General features: G+C 63.8%; 21 protein-coding genes and 1 riboswitch. Of the genes, 12 read left to right on the top strand and 9 right to left on the bottom strand.

Annotated features, from left to right (window positions below):
• Positions 1-14 precede the first annotated feature (14 nt).
• Entirely contained in the window at positions 15-1001 is a 987-nt protein-coding gene (locus tag ABIB24_RS03545; RefSeq protein WP_075043761.1) for an NAD(P)/FAD-dependent oxidoreductase, read from the bottom strand.
• 187 nt (positions 1002-1188) lie between these two features.
• Here ABIB24_RS03545 and ABIB24_RS03550 point away from each other — a divergent pair, with 187 nt between their 5' ends.
• The gene (locus ABIB24_RS03550) at positions 1189-2094 is read left to right on the top strand and encodes a TIGR01777 family oxidoreductase (RefSeq protein ID WP_354316138.1); all 906 of its coding nucleotides are present in this window, start codon (positions 1189-1191) and stop codon (positions 2092-2094) included.
• A 13-nt stretch (positions 2095-2107) separates the two neighbouring features.
• On the top strand, positions 2108-3121 hold the full coding sequence (gene hemH, locus ABIB24_RS03555; RefSeq protein WP_289515039.1) for a ferrochelatase: 1014 nt from the start codon (positions 2108-2110) through the stop codon (positions 3119-3121).
• 132 nt (positions 3122-3253) lie between these two features.
• Here hemH and ABIB24_RS03560 read toward each other — a convergent pair whose 3' ends face one another.
• Positions 3254-4528 carry a uracil-xanthine permease family protein gene (locus ABIB24_RS03560; RefSeq protein ID WP_025337694.1) on the bottom strand — a complete coding sequence of 425 codons (1275 nt, stop codon included), beginning with the start codon at positions 4526-4528 and terminating at the stop codon, positions 3254-3256.
• Between the two features lie 2 nt (positions 4529-4530).
• Positions 4531-5169, bottom strand: coding sequence for a uracil phosphoribosyltransferase (gene upp, locus ABIB24_RS03565; protein ID WP_011532223.1), 639 nt, complete (start codon positions 5167-5169; stop codon positions 4531-4533).
• Between the two features lie 162 nt (positions 5170-5331).
• Here upp and ABIB24_RS03570 point away from each other — a divergent pair, with 162 nt between their 5' ends.
• The 4 genes from ABIB24_RS03570 to ABIB24_RS03585 all read left to right on the top strand — a co-directional run bounded on the left by ABIB24_RS03570 (position 5332) and on the right by ABIB24_RS03585 (position 7382).
• Complete coding sequence (locus ABIB24_RS03570; RefSeq protein ID WP_003256346.1) at positions 5332-5889, top strand: hypoxanthine-guanine phosphoribosyltransferase; 558 nt, start codon at positions 5332-5334, stop codon at positions 5887-5889.
• A 2-nt stretch (positions 5890-5891) separates the two neighbouring features.
• Complete coding sequence (locus ABIB24_RS03575; RefSeq protein ID WP_354316139.1) at positions 5892-6365, top strand: WbuC family cupin fold metalloprotein; 474 nt, start codon at positions 5892-5894, stop codon at positions 6363-6365.
• Positions 6366-6552: 187 nt separating this feature from the next.
• Positions 6553-7023: a hypothetical protein gene (locus ABIB24_RS03580; protein ID WP_025337696.1), complete on the top strand. Its 471-nt coding sequence runs from the start codon at positions 6553-6555 to the stop codon at positions 7021-7023.
• Between the two features lie 68 nt (positions 7024-7091).
• Positions 7092-7382: a PA4642 family protein gene (locus tag ABIB24_RS03585; protein ID WP_274396454.1), complete on the top strand. Its 291-nt coding sequence runs from the start codon at positions 7092-7094 to the stop codon at positions 7380-7382.
• Between the two features lie 178 nt (positions 7383-7560).
• Here the strand turns inward: ABIB24_RS03585 and mqo are convergent, their stop codons facing one another.
• Both mqo and ABIB24_RS03595 read right to left on the bottom strand, forming a co-directional pair.
• The gene (gene mqo, locus ABIB24_RS03590) at positions 7561-9069 is read right to left on the bottom strand and encodes a malate dehydrogenase (quinone) (protein WP_025337698.1); all 1509 of its coding nucleotides are present in this window, start codon (positions 9067-9069) and stop codon (positions 7561-7563) included.
• A gap of 600 nt (positions 9070-9669) precedes the next feature.
• Positions 9670-9903: a hypothetical protein gene (locus ABIB24_RS03595; protein WP_289515040.1), complete on the bottom strand. Its 234-nt coding sequence runs from the start codon at positions 9901-9903 to the stop codon at positions 9670-9672.
• A gap of 145 nt (positions 9904-10048) precedes the next feature.
• Between ABIB24_RS03595 and ABIB24_RS03600 the strand changes: the two genes are divergently transcribed.
• On the top strand, positions 10049-10633 hold the full coding sequence (locus ABIB24_RS03600) for a YajG family lipoprotein (RefSeq protein WP_013970929.1): 585 nt from the start codon (positions 10049-10051) through the stop codon (positions 10631-10633).
• A gap of 197 nt (positions 10634-10830) precedes the next feature.
• Positions 10831-11091: a hypothetical protein gene (locus tag ABIB24_RS03605; RefSeq protein WP_013970930.1), complete on the top strand. Its 261-nt coding sequence runs from the start codon at positions 10831-10833 to the stop codon at positions 11089-11091.
• Positions 11092-11207: 116 nt separating this feature from the next.
• Here ABIB24_RS03605 and ABIB24_RS03610 read toward each other — a convergent pair whose 3' ends face one another.
• Positions 11208-12374 (bottom strand): 1-acyl-sn-glycerol-3-phosphate acyltransferase, encoded by a 1167-nt coding sequence (locus ABIB24_RS03610; RefSeq protein WP_025337700.1) that lies wholly within the window; start codon positions 12372-12374, stop codon positions 11208-11210.
• A gap of 125 nt (positions 12375-12499) precedes the next feature.
• Between ABIB24_RS03610 and ABIB24_RS03615 the strand changes: the two genes are divergently transcribed.
• The 4 genes from ABIB24_RS03615 to ABIB24_RS03630 all read left to right on the top strand — a co-directional run bounded on the left by ABIB24_RS03615 (position 12500) and on the right by ABIB24_RS03630 (position 14573).
• The gene (locus ABIB24_RS03615; RefSeq protein WP_012270508.1) at positions 12500-12682 is read left to right on the top strand and encodes a CPXCG motif-containing cysteine-rich protein; all 183 of its coding nucleotides are present in this window, start codon (positions 12500-12502) and stop codon (positions 12680-12682) included.
• Positions 12682-12942: a putative signal transducing protein gene (locus ABIB24_RS03620; protein WP_025337701.1), complete on the top strand. Its 261-nt coding sequence runs from the start codon at positions 12682-12684 to the stop codon at positions 12940-12942. Before ABIB24_RS03615 ends, ABIB24_RS03620 begins: the two co-directional genes overlap by 1 nt.
• 15 nt (positions 12943-12957) lie before the next feature.
• Positions 12958-13578, top strand: a complete 621-nt coding sequence (locus ABIB24_RS03625; RefSeq protein ID WP_137162993.1) for an SOS response-associated peptidase — start codon at positions 12958-12960, stop codon at positions 13576-13578.
• A 179-nt stretch (positions 13579-13757) separates the two neighbouring features.
• Positions 13758-14573 carry a M48 family metallopeptidase gene (locus ABIB24_RS03630; RefSeq protein ID WP_025337703.1) on the top strand — a complete coding sequence of 272 codons (816 nt, stop codon included), beginning with the start codon at positions 13758-13760 and terminating at the stop codon, positions 14571-14573.
• Positions 14574-14723: 150 nt separating this feature from the next.
• Here the strand turns inward: ABIB24_RS03630 and ABIB24_RS03635 are convergent, their stop codons facing one another.
• From ABIB24_RS03635 to ABIB24_RS03645, 3 genes are all read right to left on the bottom strand, one after another.
• A complete protein-coding gene (locus ABIB24_RS03635) occupies positions 14724-15308 on the bottom strand; it encodes a TMEM165/GDT1 family protein (protein WP_013970934.1) in 585 nt (194 codons plus the stop codon).
• 87 nt (positions 15309-15395) lie between these two features.
• Positions 15396-15536, bottom strand: a riboswitch (yybP-ykoY riboswitch).
• Between the two features lie 39 nt (positions 15537-15575).
• A complete protein-coding gene (locus ABIB24_RS03640) occupies positions 15576-16574 on the bottom strand; it encodes a methyltransferase (RefSeq protein WP_286918850.1) in 999 nt (332 codons plus the stop codon).
• Between the two features lie 54 nt (positions 16575-16628).
• Positions 16629-17594, bottom strand: a complete 966-nt coding sequence (locus ABIB24_RS03645) for a 2-hydroxyacid dehydrogenase (protein WP_354316140.1) — start codon at positions 17592-17594, stop codon at positions 16629-16631.
• Positions 17595-17621: the final 27 nt, after the last annotated feature.

Genomic DNA, 17621 nt, shown 5'->3' on the forward strand with positions numbered 1-17621 from the left:
TGTATAACCCTACATCACTCGAGGTGTTCGAGCAGCCGACGCGCCGCTTCCTGGCCACTGAGCCAGGCGCCCTCGACACGGCCGGACAGGCACCAGTCGCCGCAGGCGTACAAGCCCTGGTCAGCATCGGCCAGTGCGCCCCATTCATGGTTGCTGCTCGGGCGGGCATAAAGCCAGCGGTGGGCCAAGGCAAAAGTAGGTGCCGGCACCACGCAGCCGACCAGTTCGGCGAACTCGCCCCACAGCTGTTCGATCACTTCTTCCTTGGGCAGGTCGATGTGTTGCCGGCTCCAGTCCGAGGTGGCGTGCAGTACCCAGGTGTCGAGCTGCTCGTCACGCCCGGGCTTGCTGCGGTTGCGCGCCAGCCAGTCGAGCGGGTTGTCCTGCACGAAGCAGCCTTGCATCGGGGTTTCCAGCGGGGTCTGGAAGGCCAGGGCGACGGCCCAGGTGGGCTCCATCTGCACACCGGCGGCCACGGCAGCGAGCTTCGGGGTCGCGGCCAGCAACGGCGTGGCTTGTGGTGCCGGCACGGCGATCACCACGCGGCTGTAGGGGCCGTGGCTGCAGCCTTCGGTGTCCTGCAGGTGCCAGTACTGCTTGCCGCGGAACACTTCGGCGATGCGGCAGCCGAAATTGACCGTCACATCCTTGAGCAGGCCGCGGGTGATTGCACTCATGCGCGGCACACCCACCCAGCGCGTCTGCTCGTCGGGTGAAGGGGTGAGCTCACCATCGCGGTAATTGTACAGCTGTGGCTTCCATTGCTCGGCCCAACCAGCGGCAACCCACTGCTGTACCTGCTCGACAAAGCGCCGGTCACGGGCGGTGAAATACTGGGCGCCGAGGTCCAGCGCGCCAGCTTCGCTGCGCTTGCTGGCCATGCGACCGCCACTGCCGTGGCCCTTGTCGAACAAATGCACGGATTGCCCGGCCTTCTGCAAGGCCTGGGCGGCTGACAGACCGGCGATACCGGCCCCGATGATGGCAATAGGTACTGTCATGATGGCCTCTTCAAACCTTGCTGTAAGCAGACTACGCTGTCAGGCAAACCTGTACAATGCTCAAATGTTGTATAAGGTTATTCCGTGTTGGCAGGCAGGTTGGCCTATGTTTATCCGAGAGCGTCGGGTCAAAAAAGTGCCTTGATGTTAAAAATAGACCACCGCCGCATTCTGCGAGGACACAGCCATGCATATATTGCTGACAGGCGGCACCGGGTTGATTGGCAAGCACCTGTGCCAGTACTGGCTCGGCCAGGGTCATCGCCTGACGGTATGGAGCCGGCGACCTGAGCAGGTGCCCCAAATTTGTGGGAACGGCGTGCGTGGCATTGCCCGCCTGGAGCAACTGGAGGCGGATGATCACCTGGACGCAGTGATCAACCTGGCCGGTGCGCCGATTGCCGATCGGCCCTGGACGGCGGCCCGGCGCAACCTGCTGTGGGCCAGCCGCGTCACCCTTACCGAGCAGTTGCTGGCTTGGCTGGGCAGCCGCGAGCAGCGCCCGGAAGTGCTGATCTCCGGCTCTGCGGTGGGCTGGTATGGAGACGGTGGCGAACGCGAGCTGACCGAGGCTTCACCGCCGGTGCGCGAAGATTTTGCCAGCCAGCTGTGCATTGCCTGGGAAGAGACAGCGCTGCGTTCCCAGGCCCAGGGCATTCGCGTGGTGCTGGTGCGTACCGGGTTGGTTCTGGCCAGTGATGGCGGCTTTTTGTCGCGCCTGCGCCTGCCCTTCAAACTGGGGCTGGGCGGGCCTTTGGGCGACGGGCGGCAGTGGATGCCTTGGGTCCATATAGACGACCAGGTCGCCCTGATTGATTTTCTCTTGCAGCACAAGGATGCCAGCGGTCCTTATAATGCCTGCGCCCCGGAGCCGGTGCGCAACCGCGAGTTCGCCAGGCGCCTCGGCCGCACGTTGCACCGGCCGGCGCTGCTGCCAGTGCCGGCACTGCTGCTCAAGGCCGGGCTGGGTGAGCTGTCGACCCTGCTGCTCGGCGGCCAGCGCGCCCGCCCGGTACGCTTGCTGGCGGCAGGCTTCACCTTCCGCTTCAACGATTTGCAATCGGCCCTGGACAACCTGTCCAGCCGCCTCTGACATAGGACGCTGCATGACCGATCACGCCCTGCTGCTGGTCAACCTGGGTTCCCCGGCCTCCACCTCGGTGGCCGATGTGCGCCGCTACCTCAACCAGTTCCTCATGGACCCGTACGTGATCGACCTGCCCTGGCCGGTGCGGCGCCTGCTGGTGTCGCTGATCCTGGTCAAGCGACCGGAGCAGTCGGCGCACGCCTATGGCTCGATCTGGTGGGAGGAGGGCTCGCCGCTGGTGGTGCTGACCCGTCGCCTGCAGGCGGCGATGGTCGAGCACTGGCCCCATGGCCCGGTGGAGATTGCCATGCGCTATGGCCAGCCGGCCTTGCCCGAGGTGCTGGAGCGCCTGGTGGCACAGGGTGTGCGCAAGGTGACCCTGGCGCCGCTGTACCCACAGTTCGCCGACAGCACGGTGACCACTGTGGTGGAACTGGCCAGGCAGACGGTCAATGAACGCAATTTGCCGTTGCAACTTCGCGTGCTGCAGCCATTCTACGAGCACCCGGACTACATCGAGGCATTGGTCGCCAGCGCCCGGCCTTACCTGGAGCAGGATTACGATCACCTGTTGCTGAGCTTCCATGGCTTGCCGGAGCGGCACCTGAAGAAGCTGGACCCGACCGGCAAGCATGACTTCCAGGCGGCCGACTGCTGCAAGGATGCCAGTGCCGATATGCGCGCGGTGTGCTACCGCGGGCAGTGCCTGGCAACGGCCAGGGCCTTTGCGCAGAAAATGGGCATACCCGATGGCAAATGGTCGGTGTCGTTCCAGTCACGGCTGGGGCGGGCCAAGTGGATCGAACCCTATACCGAGGCGCGGCTGGACGAGCTGGCCAAGGCCGGGGTGAAGAAGCTGCTGGTAATGTGCCCGGCGTTCGTGGCCGATTGCATCGAGACCCTGGAAGAGATCGGCATGCGCGGGAGCGAGCAGTTTGTCGAGGCCGGCGGGCAGGAGCTGGTGCTGGTGCCTTGCCTGAATGATCACCCGGCGTGGGTGAGGGCGCTGGCGGGGATGTGCGAAAAAGCCTGATTCCAAGGTTGCCTGTGCTGGCCTCTTCGCGGGTAAACCCGCTCCCACAGGTTTTGCACAAGGCCTGAGGGCAGCGGGGTACCTGTGGGAGCGGGTTTACCCGCGAAGAGGCAGGGTCAGGCTAGAGCCGGATCAAGGCAACTGATCATCCAGCTTCTTGTGCTTCCAGCCATCATTGCCCGGCAAGATCAGGTTCAGGGCGATTGCCACGATGGCGCACAGGGCGATGCCCTTCAGGCCCCAGTCATCCGGGCCGTCACCACTGCCGATCAGCACGCCGCCAATACCGAACACCAGGGTCACCGACACGATCACCAGGTTGCGCGCTTCGGCCAGGTCGATCTTGTGGCGGATCATGGTGTTCATGCCCACCGCCGCGATCGAGCCGAACAGCAGGCACAGGATGCCACCCATCACCGGTACCGGGATGCTTTGCAGCAGTGCGCCGAACTTGCCGATGAAGGCCAGGGTGATGGCGAAGACCGCCGCCCAGGTCATGATCTTCGGGTTGTAGTTCTTGGTCAGCATCACCGCGCCGGTCACTTCGGCATAGGTGGTGTTGGGCGGGCCGCCGAACAGGCCGGCTGCGGTGGTGGCCAGGCCGTCGCCCAGCAGTGTGCGGTGCAGGCCGGGCTTCTTCAGGTAGTCGCGGCCGGTCACGCTGCCGACCGCGATCACGCCGCCGATGTGCTCGATCGCCGGTGCCAGGGCAACCGGGACGATGAACAGGATGGCCTGCCAGTTGAACGCTGGCGCGGTGAAGTTGGGCAGCTCCAGCCACGGTGCGGCGGCGATCTTGGCAGTGTCGACCACGCCAAAGGCGAACGACAGGGCAAAGCCTACCAGCACGCCGGCAATGATCGGCACCAGACGGAAGATGCCCTTGCCGAACACGGCGACGATCAGCGTTGTCAGCAGGGCCGGCATCGAGATCATCATGGCGGTCTTGTAGGGCAGCAGCACGCTGCCGTCACCGGCCTTGCCCATCGCCATGTTGGCGGCGATCGGCGCCATGGCCAGGCCGATGGAGATGATCACCGGGCCGATCACCACCGGCGGCAGCATGCGGTCGATGAAGCCAGTGCCTTTGATTTTCACCATCAGGCCCATGAAGGTGTACACGAAACCTGCGGCCATCACGCCGCCCATGGTCTCGGCCAGGCCGAACTGGCCCTTGGCGAGGATGATCGGGGTGATGAAGGCAAAGCTCGAGGCCAGGAACACGGGTACCTGGCGGCCGGTGACCAGCTGGAACAGCAGGGTGCCGATACCGGCGGTGAACAGCGCGACGTTCGGATCGAGGCCGGTGATCAGTGGCATCAGCACCAGCGCGCCAAATGCCACGAAGAGCATCTGCGCGCCCGAAACGACCTGGCGCCAGAGCGGGTCGTTGAAGCCGTCCTGCATGGTCAGGCGTCCTTTTGCTTGGTGCCGAAGATCTTGTCACCGGCATCGCCCAGGCCCGGCACGATGTAGCCGTGTTCGTTCAGGCGCTGGTCGATCGAGGCGGTGTAGATCTGCACGTCCGGGTGGGCTTTTTCCACCACTTCGATGCCTTCTGGCGCGGCGACCAGGACCATGGCGCGGATCTCTTTGCAACCGGCCTTCTTCAGCAGGTCGATGGTGGCGACCATCGAACCGCCGGTGGCCAGCATCGGGTCGATGATCAGGGCCAGGCGCTGGTTGATGTCCGGCGCGAGCTTTTCCAGGTAGGTGTGGGCTTCGAGGGTTTCCTCGTTGCGGGCAACGCCGACGGCGCTGACCTTGGCACCCGGGATCAGGCTGAGCACGCCGTCGAGCATGCCGATGCCGGCACGCAGGATCGGCACCACGGTAATCTTCTTGCCGGCGATTTTTTCAACTTGCACCTTGCCGCACCAGCCGTCGATCTCGTAGGTTTCGAGCGGCAGGTCCTGGGTGGCTTCGTAGGTCAGGAGCGCGCCGACTTCCTGGGCAAGTTCGCGAAAATTCTTGGTGCTGATATCGGCACGGCGCATCAGGCCGAGCTTGTGGCGGATCAGCGGATGGCGGATCTCACGAGTGGGCATAGGGGGGGCTCCGAAAGGCGGGCAAAAAAACCGCGCTAGATTAATCTATTCAGCCTGTGCTGTCGTCTGGTCATTCTGGACGTTAGTCCATAAATGCTTGATCTGTGACGAGCGGATGCGTACCTTTGCCCGCTTTTCCAAAATGCACCCCCGGAGAGCGCCATGTCCGCCGATCTCGAGCATATCCGTCAAGTCATGCGTGAAGCTGACTGCCTGTACACCGAAGCCGAAGTCGAAGCGGCCATCGCCAAAGTCGGCGAGCAGATCTGCAAGGACCTGCACGACAAGAACCCGGTTGTGTTCTGCGTGATGAACGGCGGCCTGATCTTCTCCGGCAAACTGCTGACCCACCTGCAGTTCCCACTGGAAGCCAGCTACCTGCACGCCACCCGCTACCGCAACCAGACCAGCGGCGGCGAGCTGTTCTGGAAGGCCAAGCCCGAAGTGTCGTTCATCGACCGTGATGTACTGATCGTCGATGACATCCTCGACGAAGGCCACACCCTCAGCGCCATCATCGAGTTCTGCAAGCATGCCGGCGCGCGCTCGGTGCACACCGCGGTACTGATCGACAAGGACCATGACCGCAAGGCCAGCCCGGAGCTCAAGGCCAACTACGTGGGCCTGCCCTGCGTCGACCGCTACATCTTCGGTTACGGCATGGACTACAAAGGCTACTGGCGCAACGCCAACGGCATCTTCGCCGTAAAGGGGCTGTGATCATGCGCCAGCCTGCGTTCATCGACCAATCGCTGTTCGCCGGGCTGGCCGCACAGGCTGCCGCCAACCCACGCGGGCGGCAGCATCACAATTTCCATGAGATGGAAGAGCCTTGCCACCGCATGGCGGTCGGGCTGCAACCGAGCACCTATATCCCGCCGCATCGCCACCTGAGCGCCGACAAGGCTGAAACGCTGATTGCGCTCAAGGGGCGCTTAGGCCTGTTGCTCTTCGATGAGCAGGGGGCGGTCACCGACAAGCGAGTGCTGCAGGCGGGCGGCGACTGCCTGGGTGTGGACCTCGCGCCTGGTATTTACCATGGGCTGGTGGTGCTGGAGCCGGACAGCATCCTGTTCGAGTGCAAGGCCGGGCCGTATCGGCCGGTGGGTGAAGGCGAGCATGCGCACTGGGCTCCGCGCGAAGGTGAAGAAGGCGTGGCCGAGTACCAGGCCTGGATGCGCGCGCAGTTCGATTGATGTCAGGCCGGCGCACTCAACTGTAGGAGCGGCCTTGTGTCGCGATCGGGCTGCGCAGCAGCCCCTCGATTGAAGCCTCGCCACCAACATGGCCGGGGCCGCTTTGCGGCCCATCGCGACACAAGGCCGCTCCTACAAGAGCCTGTGCAGGCCGTGCTAGAGTGCCCCTTCATTCAAGGAGCCTCACATGCGTGCGTTTCTTCCCCTCCTGCTGGCGGTCAGCCTGCCACTCGCCGCCGCACCGCTGCACAGCCAGTTCCTGCCACCTGACGACCAGTCCCTGCGCCAGGAAGCGCCGACCGGCCAGCAACTGCTGCAAGTGACCGACTACTCGGTGGTAGTGGGTACCCAGCGCCAGTCCGACCAGCAGCCGATCCCGATCACCTCGTCGTTGCAGGTGCGCCTCAAGGGCAAGCCGCTGAGCAAGGGCGCGACCATCGCCCAGGTGCTGCTGACCTTTGACGGTGAAGCGGCCAAAAGCCTGAAGAAACCCGTATACGACGACAAAACCCGCACCCTGAGCCTGAATTACCCGCTCAGCGACTACCGCGTGATCATGGACCTGCTGCGCAACGAGACGCTGTATGTGCAGTTCCTCACGTACGGCAACGGCCACGTCTGGGCCGACCTGCACACCGGCACCGTACGTACGCGTTGAGGCGCCCGGCCTGCGGGGGGTACACTGCCGGCCTTCGAAATTTCGTGATGGTCCAGTTGGAGTCGGCAATGCGTAAAGACAAGAAACAGGTAATCGGTGACGAGATCAGCGACGACTACATCAAGTCGTTCCTTCAGTTCGAGCCGGCCGATGGCGTGACTTCGCCGTCGCTGCACAAGCTGGTCAAGGCCTACCGCGGCCTGCGCATCGACGATTTCGAGCGTTTTGTCGGCTTCTTCGTCGAGGCTGGGCTGGACCTGGATGGCAAGGACGAGCACGGCAAGACCTTTGTCGAGCAGATTGCCGACCAGCGCAATGCGGCGGATTACATCGAGATCATCGCCAAGGCCCGTGGCTGATTTTTAACCTGTGACGGCCCTTTCGCGGGCACGCCCGCTCCCACAGGGATGGTGCACAGCCTGAGGGCGACGCCAAAACCTGTGGGAGCGGGCATGCCCGCGAAGAGGCCGGCACAGGTGAATGAGCAACCAGGCACAAAAAAACGCCCCGAGGGGCGTTTTTTCGTTACCGGCCGAATCAGGCGTAATGCTTGGCCGCCGGGCTGCTTTCCACCAGGTCCAGCGCAACGTCGTTGTCGGCACTGATCTTGTGGTACAGGGCAGCATCGGTCGCCAGGGTCTTCTCGCGAGCCGGAAAGATTTCCTTGAGCTTGGCAGCCCAGGCACCTTTGGCCTGCTCGGGGAAGCAGCGCTCGATCAGTTCCAGCATGATCGACACGGTCACCGAAGCACCCGGCGATGCGCCGAGCAGTGCAGCCAGGCTGCCGTCCTGGGCCGAGACCAGCTCGGTACCGAACTGCAGCACGCCGCCTTTCTTCGGGTCTTTCTTGATGATCTGCACGCGCTGACCAGCCACTTCCAGGCGCCAGTCTTCGGCCTTGGCCTGCGGGTAGAAGCGACGCAGGGCTTCCAGGCGCTGCTCCATCGACTGCATCACTTCGCTGACCAGGTACTTGGTCAGGTCCATGTTGTCACGAGCCACGGCCAGCATCGGGCCGATGTTGCCCATGCGCACCGACAGCGGCAGGTCCATCAGCGAACCGTGCTTGAGGAACTTGGTGGTGAAGCCGGCATATGGGCCAAACAGCAGCGATTTCTTGCCATCGACCACGCGGGTATCCAGGTGCGGTACCGACATCGGTGGGGCGCCGACCGCAGCCTGGCTGTAGACCTTGGCCTGGTGCTGCTTGACGATTTCCGGGTTGTCGCAACGCAGCCACTGGCCGCTGACCGGGAAGCCGCCGAAGCCTTTGCTTTCCGGGATGCCCGACAGCTGCAGCAGCGGCAGGGCCGCGCCACCGGCGCCGAGGAAGACGAAGCGGGCGTCCACTTCACGGCTGCCGCCGCTGTTGACGTCCTTGATGCTCACGGTCCAGCCCTTGCCGTTACGGCGCAGGCCGACGACCTTCTTGCTGTACTTGACCTGAGCGTCCTGCGAGTCGCCCAGCAGCTTCAGCAGCTTGTTGGTCAGGGCGCCGAAGTTGACGTCGGTACCCTTGAGCACGCGGGTGGCGGCGATGTGCTGGTCGGCTGGGCGGCCTGGCATCATCAGCGGCATCCAGTCATTCATCACGGCCTTGTCTTCGGTGTATTCCATGTCCGCGAAGGCATGGTGCTGCTTGAGCAGCTCATAGCGCTTCTTGAGGAAGGAAACACCCTTGTCACCCTCGACGTAGCTCAGGTGCGGGACAGGGTTGATGAAGGCACGTGCCGAGCCGAAGTTGCCCTTTTTGCTCAGGTAGGCCCAGAACTGGCGCGAAACCTCGAACTGGGTGTTGATGTGCACGGCCTTCTTGATGTCGATGCTGCCATCGGCGGCCTGGGGCGTATAGTTAAGCTCGCACAGGCCGGCGTGGCCGGTGCCTGCGTTGTTCCAGGGGTTGGAGCTTTCCGCGGCTCCGGAGTCCATCGCCTCCACGACCTCAAGCTTCAGGGTCGGGTCGAGCTCCTTGAGCAGTACGGCCAGGGTGGCACTCATGATGCCCGCGCCTACCAGTACCACATCAACCGATTCGTTCTGCGCCATTTAACGCGTCTCCACAATCTACAGCTACCTAATTGACAGCATAGGACCTGGGTTCGCCAGGGTCGCCATGTCCGACTTTTCGCAGTTCTTGCAACTTCCGCGGACACCGCCAATCAGTCTTCGGGTTCGCGTATTGAACGCGGTTTGCCACGGGTGCGGCAATTCGACTTATGGTCAAGGTGTCGTGCGTGCGTTATGGAACGGCTCAGACACTCATACGGGATGAGCGCATTTGCCGCCTGTTCAGGGCTGTTCGGGACACATCTGCCGCTTTTGCACATGCCAGACTGTTCATTTGCTCGCCACACTCTTGTGAAGTTGTGAAAACCGTTTTTTCACGCTCTTTTGGAGACGTGAACCTCAAAAGGGGACTGCGCGATGGCAACCCGCAGGTTCATGCAGTGTGAAGGGCCGGAAAAGCAGGCACGACAGCCGATGCAAGACCTGAGTGGAAGGCTCTCTGTGGGCGAAGCGTTGAAGTTGCCGGGGTCAATCGGCGAGTGCGGGGCCCGATCAGGAGACGTCCTTATAATCGGGGGGAGATTATAGCGATGTCGCGGGCAGAAATGTCGCCATTCGTGGTTTTTATTGCAGCGTTTGTCAGGCCGCGAGGATGCGCTGGTGCCAGCGGCGGCTTGCGCGGGCGCAAACCCGGGCACTGGCGGGCAGTTCGCGGCCCAGCCAGGCGAGCTGGATTTCGCCGATCTGGACCCAGCCGCTGCCGCTGGGCGCCCGGCTGCATTGCTTGAAGGCCAGGCATTTGCCGTTCGCGTCGAGGCGGGCATAGGTGTTGTGGCGCGGGCGTTGGAAGAGCAGGGTCCAGAGCGAGGCCATGGCAGCGAGTCCTGTGCGTTAGGGCTTGGCGCAAGGATAAGGGCGCGGCGATGAAACGATTGTGACAAGCGGGCCAGGCCGATGACTGGTCGATGCGTGGCTAGGTATACTGTGGGCCTTCGCCGCTTTTTCTGGAGTAACGCGCATGTTGCAACGTCTGTTGTTCGGTTTGATCGCCGTGGCCAGCCTCAGCCTGGTCGGTTGTGCCCACAGCCCGCAACAACTCAATCCGCAACCCACGCTCAAGGCCCAGCTCGCCCCGGTCGGCCATGGCCAGCCGGTAGTGGTCCGTGTGGTTGACGGCCGGGCCTCGCAGTCCCTGGGCACTCGCGGTGGCATGTACCCCGAGACCAGCACCATCAGCGTCAGCGGTAACGACATCGTGCCCAAGCTGCAGGCCCAGGCTGAAGCCGCCGTGCGCCTGCTCGGCTTCACCCCGACGCCGAACGCCTACAACGCGCCGCAGCTGACCGTGACCCTGGCGGAGCTGAAGTACCAGTCGCCGAAAGACAACCTGTACGTGACCGAGGCTACCATCGGCGCCACCTTCCGTGCCGACGTGTCCAATGGCGGCCGCCGCTACAGTGGCCGTTACGGCGCTTCGCTGGACCAGCGTTTCGGCATGGCGCCGAACCAGGAAACCAACACCCAGCTGGTGGGCGATGTGCTGAGCGATGCCCTGACCCGCATGTTCAAGGACCCGACCATCGGTCAGGTGCTGGGGCAGTAAGGCTTCAGCTGTAAAACAAAACCCGCTGCCTGTGTTCCAGGCAGCGGGTTTTTTGTTGTCTGTGCCCGCGAAGAGGCCGGCAAAGCTTCATGCCATGCCAGATGAAATTTGATGACACTTTGTCGCCTGGGCCGGGCGTCTGGGCATGACTTGGGTAGAATGCCGGCCTTTGCCGTCGCTCATACCGAGGTTGCGTGATGTCCTTGCAAGTGCTCTGGGGGTTCCTGGCCGCCCACCCGACCAAGCTGATCAATCTGCTGGCGTTGCTGCTGACCTGCCCGGGCGGGTTGCTGCTGCACAGTGCGCGGCGGCGCGAGGCCGAGACCCGCGAGTACATGGCGGTGGACGAGGGGGTGGTGGACGCGTTCGACCTGCGGGTACCGCGCTACTTCTACATTCTCGGTTTTTCGTGCCTGGCGATGGCGCTGCTGTTGTCCTGGTTCAGTACCTGGATTTGAGATTCCGGGGCCGCTTTGCGGCCCATCGCGACACAAGGCCGCTCCTACAGGTATGCGCGATCTCTTGTAGGAGCGGCCTTGTGTCGCGATGGGCTGCAAAGCAGCCCTAGGATCGATCAGGCAACCGGTGCCTGCTGCCTGACCTGGTACTGGTTGCGCACCGGCGTCGCATACTGCAACACCAGGTACGGCCGCTGCTCCTCGGGGCAGGCATCCAGGCGGCGTTGCCATTCTTCCTTGGCCCGGGCCAGTTCATCAGCCGGGAATACCTTCTCGGCGCTCGGCACCTGCAGCGCCTCATCCTTGCCATCCCACATCGCATAGGCCAGGTAGTGCACCGGGAACAGCCGGTAGCCACCGAGGATCTGCCGGTCGATTTCCACCGCCAGTTGCTTGGTGTCCTCGTGGTACTCGGTCACCGGCGGGGCGAAGTTGATGTGCACCCGGCCCTTGTAGCCGGTAATGCCCTTGGCGATGCTGTTGTCGTCCTCGCCCGGCGCCTTCTTGTAGGTGCCGGTGGTGGCGCGGATGTACAGCTCGCGGGCCTTGGCCTGGTCGCACGGGTCATATTCGTAGCTGATCGAAACCGGTGTCAGGTTAAGGCTCTGGATCACCGCGCCGAACGGCTCGTCCTTGCGGCTCATGTGGAACATCTTGAGGATCGCTGAATCGGTGCGGTCGTCACCGTCCTTGGCCCGGCCTTCGGCCTGGGCGATCCAGATCGACGTGGCGTCGTTGCGGATCGAATGGTTGATGTAGGCCGAGAGCAGCTGGTAGGCCGCCAGCTTTTCGCGGCGCCCACTGATCGAGCGGTGCACGATGAAGCTCTTGTTCAGGCGCATCATGTCGCTGACAAACGGCTTTTGCAGCAGGTTGTCGCCGATGGCGATGCGCGGCGTGGGCAGGCCGGCGTGGTACACCGCGTAGTTGACGAAGGCCGGGTCCATGACGATGTCACGGTGGTTGGCCAGGAACAGGTAGGCGGTGCCGGCCTTGAGCTGCTCCACGCCCGAATAGGTGACGCCGTCGGTGGCGCGGTCGATGGTCTGGTCGACGTAGTACTCGACTTTGTCCTGCAAGGTCGAGACACAAGTGACACCGGCGAATTCCTTGCGCAGGCGGCGGGCGATCAGCGGTTTGAGCAACCAGCCGAGAGCACCGGCCGCACGCGGGAAGCGGAAGTGGGTGAGGATATCGAGGAATGCCGGGTCGCTGAGCAGGCGTGCCAGAACGGCAGGGACCTCAGCGTCGTCGTACGGTCGGATGGCATCGAATTCGCCCATCATGCTCTCTTGTTGGAAACGGCTAGGGTAATAAGGTAGGGACGGGCTCCGAAAAACGGCTCGGACACACACAGGCCCTGTAAACAGACCGGCAATTATACGCATAAGTCACCCCGGAGGCCGCGATGCTGGAAACTGCTATCTACGATTGCCCTTATTGTGGCGAAGAAGTCGAAACCACGGTGGACCTGTCCGGTGGCGATCAGGAGTACATCGAGGACTGCCAGGTATGCTGCAAGCCTATCCGCTTCGTGCTGCAAGTTCATGGCGAGGAGTGGATGCTGGATGTATTCGGTGAGAATGACTGATGCAGCGCATCTACGAACCGGAAAGCCTGCTCGAGGCTGAAATGCTGGCGGGCATGCTCGCCAGCGAGGGGATCGAGGCACACCTGGTTGGCCGTGACCTGGTCGGTGCTGCCGGTGAGCTGCCGATGCAGGGTTTGCTGGGGCTTGCCGTGGCTGATGAGCAGGCCGAGTACGCACGGCAGCTGATCGATGCGTACAATGACGCCCAGCCACTGGTTGGCGACGAACCGGAGAGTTTCCCCGGTACCTTGATCTGCTAGGTTCTGAATTCACCCATGTGTGGACGTTACGCCCTGTTTCGCTGGCCCCAGGCTCTTGCCAGTCTGCCGGGCTTTCCCGTTGGCCAGCCCGCCCAATGGAACATCTCGCCCGGGGCTTCGGTTTTGATCCAGCGCCAGCTCGACGGCCAGCTGCAACTGGCCAAGGCGCGCTGGGGGCTGACCCCGGCCTGGCTCACCGACCTGTCCCGTACCCCCGCCCATGCCCGCGCCGAAACCCTGGCCGAGCAGCCGATGTTTCGCGACGCGTTTCGCCAGCGCCGCTGCCTGATGCCGGCCAACGGCTTTTACGAATGGCGCGGTAGCGTGCGCAAGCGCCCGTACTGGCTGACCCCGGGGGAGGGCGCATCGCTGTACTTCGCCGCCGTGTGGGAGGCCTACCCGGTGCAGGACCAGGTTTGGCTGAGTTGTGCGGTGGTGACCCAGGCGGCGATGAACCAGCGTCGGCCGCTGATACTGGACGAGGCGGGGCAGGCGGCCTGGCTTGACCCGGACACGCCGCTGGCCCGCCTGCATGAATTGCTGGCCAGCCCGCCGGCGACGTTGCGCGAGCGGGCCCTGGCGCATTTCGTCAATGACCCGAAGCTGGATGCGCCGGAGTGCCTGACCCCGGCCTGATGTATGGCTGTGCCGGCCTCTTCGCGGCTGAAGCCGCTCCTACAACGATCGCATTATCCCTGTAGGAGCGGGTTCACCCGCGAAGGGGCCGGCACAGGCGACGAAAATCTTCCCTGCGGCTATGGCGGCCCCAAGCGACTCGGCCTACGATACGGCGCATGTAAAAAGGGAGTGTTTTCATGCGTAAGTCTTTTGTCGTCAGCCTGTTGAGTGCTGGCATCCTGCTAGCCGGCTGCCAGGCGGTGAATACCACCAGCGGCGGTGCTGTCGGCGTCGAGCGCCAACAGTACATGTTCAGCATGCTCTCGACCGATGAGGTCAACCAGATGTACGCCCAGTCGTACCAGCAGACCCTGGGTGAAGCATCGAACAAAGGCGTGCTCGACAAGTCCAGCGCTGTTGCCAAGCGTGTGCAGGTAATTGCCAACCGCCTGATCGCCCAGACCCCCAAGTTCCGCCCGGATGCCGCGCAATGGAACTGGGAAGTGAACGTGATCAAGAGCGACGAGCTCAATGCCAACTGCGGCCCTGGCGGCAAGATCATCGTCTACACCGGGCTGATCGATCAGCTCAAGCTCACCGATGCGGAAATTGCTGCGGTGGTGGGCCACGAGATCGCCCACGCCCTGCGTGAGCACAGCCGCGAGGCGATGTCCAAGGCGTATGGTGTGGAAATGGCGCGCCAGGGCGCCGGTGCCCTCTTTGGCCTCGGCCAGGGTAGCATGGCCATGGCCGATACCGTGGTGAACTATGCCATGACCCTGCCCAACAGCCGGGCCAACGAGAACGAAGCCGACCTGATTGGCCTGGAACTCTCGGCGCGTGCCGGTTACGACCCGAATGCCGCGATCACCCTGTGGAACAAGATGAGCCAGGCTTCCGAAGGCGCACCGCCTGAGTTCATGAGCACTCACCCGGCGTCCCAGAGCCGCATTGCTTCGTTGCAGGCGGCCATTCCGAAGGTGATGCCGCTGTACCAGGCGGCCAAGAAGTAAGCCCCGACTTCCAGATGCTTATCCCTTGTAGGAGCAGCCTTGTGCTGCGAAGAGGCCGGTAAGAGCACCACATTTCCTGGTGCCTGTATCGGCCTCTTCGCAGCGCAAGGCTGCTCCTACAGGTTCGGCGTCAGCCTGTCGCCTTTCGAGTCAACCCACCCAGCCACTGGCTTTCATCGCCGAATACACCGCCACGATCGCCAGCACGAAGAACGCCGTGGCCGCCAGGCGACGGATCAGCGTCAGCGGCAGTTTGTCCGCCGCGAAGTTACCCGCCAGTACCACCGGCACGTTGGCAATCAGCATGCCCAGGGTGGTACCGATAATGACCATGATCAGGTACGGATACTGTGCTGCCAGCATCACCGTGGCGACCTGGGTCTTGTCACCGATTTCAGCCAGGAAGAACGCGATCAGCGTGGTCAGGAACGGCCCGAAGCGGCGCGCCGGGTTCTCGTCGTCATCCATCTTGTCCGGAACCAGGGTCCACAGCGCAGTGGCGGTGAAGCTCGCAGCCAGGATCCAGTGCAGTGCCGAGTCGCTGAAGAAGCTGCCGACCCACGCGCCCACGGCACCAGCCGCGGCATGGTTGGCCAGGGTGGCGGCGATGATACCGGCGATGATCGGCCAGGGCTTGCGGAAGCGGGCAGCGAGTATGAGCGCGAGCAATTGCGTCTTGTCGCCGATTTCGGCGAGGGCAACGATGGCGGTGGGGACCAACAGAGATTCCAGCATCAGGATTCCTACGGGGGCGGGTCGACACGGCTATGACACGTACAGCCTCCCCGCCCCGGGTAAGGTGTGCGTGTCATAGGTCTTGTCAAACCCTGGATCCGTCTATGCGGATCTCGCCATGCAGGCTGGCATGGTGGGTCGCACGCGCCATGGTCTGTGGACCAAGTATGTTGACGCGTACCGGGCGAGCTGGGCGCTCGCGGGAGACTACTCCCCTAGGACGGTGCGGATTCTGCCTAGGCAAAACGCTTTCGGCAAGCGCTGTTTTTATCCGTGTGTTGCCTGGTAGATGCGGAAACCGTCCGCCTCGTCGCGTACCTGGCAGTTGCCCAGCGCCCCTTCGATCAGTGGCTGGTAGCGCAGGAAGCTGTTGGCAACCAGGCGCATTTCGCCACCTTTTCGTAGATGAACGGCCGATTTTTTCAGCAAGTTTTCCGATGCCTGGTAGTTGGTGTGCACCCCGGTGTGGAACGGCGGGTTGCTCAGGATCAGGCTCAGCTCGGTCGGCGCCGCGTCGATGCCGTCGCCGCTGATCACTTCGCCTTCCAGGCCATTGGCGGCCAAGGTCAGGCGGCTGGCGGCCACGGCGAAGGCATCCACGTCCAGCAGGGTCACTCGGTTTTGTGGATAACGGCGTTTGACCGTGGCGCCCAGCACCCCGGCACCGCAGCCGAAGTCCAGCACATGCCCGCTCGGCAGGCCGTCGAGGTGCTTGAGCAGCAGGGCGGTACCGCGATCGAGGCGGCCATGGCTGAACACACCGGGCAGGCTGACCACTTGCAGTGGGCCGTCTTCCAGGCTGAGCTCGAAGCGTTCGGCCAGGCTTTCCAGGGGCTTGGCTTCTGGCGCGTGCTCGATGGTCACCTGCCACAGCTGGCAATGGCGGGCGCTGTCGAGCTTGCGCGGCTTGCCAAAGGCCTGCAGCTGCTTGGCCGCGCCCTCGATGCCACCACGTTTCTCGCCAACCAGGTACAGCTCGCGGCCAGCCAGGCGCGAGGCCAGGGCGTTGAGCAGGTAGGCGGCCAGTTCACGGGACTTGGGCAGGAACAGCACGGCGCTGTCGAAAGCCACTTCAGGGGGCTCGACCCCATAGTGGCTGCGCCCGGCGAAGCGGCTTTCGAGCATGGCCTGGTCGCCCGCATGCCAGGTCCAGGCCCGGGCCTGGGGCAACTGGCCGAGCAGGCCGTCGGCGGGGGCGCCGGCGAGCAGCAGTGGGCCCTGGAACAGCTCTGCCTGGCGGAGCAACACTTCACTGCGCGGGTCCATGGACGACGCCTCCTGGAAAAAAGTGGCGCAGTGTAGCAGAGGCGGGCGTCGGGCTCAGCTGACCACGCGGCGTGGCTGCCCGGCGAAGAAGGCCTGGGCGTTCTCGCTGAGCTGGCCGACGATGCGCTGGCGGGATTCCACCGCGCCCCAGGCGCTGTGCGGGGTGATGATCAGGCGCGGGATGCCGGGTACGAGCAGCGGGTTGCCATTGACCGGCGGCTCCACGCTCAGCACGTCGGTGGCGGCACCGCCCAGGTGGCCACTGCGCAGGGCGTCGGCCAGCGCTTGCTCGTCGATCAGGCCGCCGCGGGCGGTGTTGACCACCAGCGCGTTGGGCTTGAGCAGGGCCAGTTCGCGGGCCCCGAGCATATGTCGGGTGTGCTCGTTCAGCGGGCAGTGCAGGGTCAGGGCGTCGACTTGCGGCAGCAACTCGTCCAGTGGCAAACGGTCGGCGCGTTCCGGGCGGCCGGGGATCTGCCCGCTGAGTACGCGCATGCCGAAGGCTTCGGCCAGCCTCGCCACCGCGCCGCCCAGTTCACCGTGGCCGAGCAGGCCAAGGGTCTTACCCTCCAGCTCGACGATTGGGAAGTCCAGCAGGCAGAACTGGCTGGCCTTGGCCCACTGGCCGTCGGCTACCGCCTGGTTGTAGTCACACAGGCGGGTGGCCAGGGCCAGCAGCAGGGCGAGGGTGTGCTGGGCGACGGACGGTGTGCCATAGCCCTGGCAGTTGCACACGGTGATGCCCTGAGCGCGCGCGGCTGCCAGGTCGACATTGTTGGTGCCGGTGGCGGCCACCAGGATCAGCTTCAGTTGCGGGTTGGCGGCCAGGGTCGCGGCGTCGAGCATGACCTTGTTGCTGACTACCGCCACCGCGCCCTGCAGGCGTTCGGCGACCTGCTCCGGGCGGGTGGCGGCGAACAGCTCGAACTCTTCGAACTGCTGCTTCAGGGGCGAGAGGTCGAGATCGCCCAGGTCCAGGGACTGGTGATCGAGAAACACGGCGCGACGCGGGCTGGGCATGAAGTTCTCCGAGGCTGGGCGGGATTT

Origin of the sequence: Pseudomonas sp. UYEF17, assembly GCF_040546125.1 — a bacterium.
Taxonomy (GTDB): domain Bacteria; phylum Pseudomonadota; class Gammaproteobacteria; order Pseudomonadales; family Pseudomonadaceae; genus Aquipseudomonas; species Aquipseudomonas putida_Z.